This is a genomic window from Roseateles sp. P5_E1, assembly GCF_054049335.1.
On the sequence record NZ_JBFUMN010000274.1, the window covers coordinates 1 to 626 of the forward strand.

Sequence of the window (626 nt, forward strand, 5' to 3'; positions counted from 1 at the left end):
CGCCCGGGTCCGGCACGTGCTCGAGCATTTCCATGCAGGTGACCACGTCGAAACTGCCCGGCTGTTCGGCGGCCAGGTCCTCGGCGGCCTGCACGCGATAATCCACCTGCACACCCGATTCCAGGCTGTGCAGCCGCGCCACCTTGACCAGTTCCGGGGCCAAGTCGATCGCGGTGACGTCAGCGCCCTCCTTGGCCAACGCTTCGCTGAGCAGGCCGCCACCGCAGCCGATGTCGAGCACGCGCGCACCGCGCAGCGTGACGCGGCTGGCGACGTACTGCAGGCGCACCGGATTGAGCGCGTGCAACGGCTTCTGCGGGCCGTCGACGTCCCACCAGCGGTTGGCGAGGGCGGCGAACTTGTCCAGTTCGGCCTGGTCGAAATTGGTGGAAGCGTGCGGGGTAGTCATGGGAATCCTTGGTGCATCAAGCGCGGATGTGGCGGAYGCGCTCGCGCCACTGGCGGGCGTTGGCGACGATCGCCGCAGTGTCCATGCCGACCAGCTCGCGCTGGACCAGCTTGGGCTGCCCGGCGATCCAGACATCGCTGACCTGGTGGCGGCCGGCGGCATACACAAGCTGCGACAGCACATGGTGCAGCGGCTGGGTTTCCAGCGCGGACAGGTC

At 68.3% G+C, this 626-nt stretch carries 2 protein-coding genes; both read right to left on the reverse strand.

Annotated features, from left to right (window positions below; all coding sequences use genetic code 11):
- Positions 1-409: bifunctional 2-polyprenyl-6-hydroxyphenol methylase/3-demethylubiquinol 3-O-methyltransferase UbiG (ubiG, locus tag ACXJKJ_RS31000; protein WP_457395398.1), on the reverse strand; the 409-nt coding region annotated here is incomplete at its 3' end.
- 16 nt (positions 410-425) lie between these two features.
- Positions 426-626 (reverse strand): hypothetical protein (locus ACXJKJ_RS31005; protein WP_457395400.1); only part of this gene is annotated, 201 nt, incomplete at its 5' end.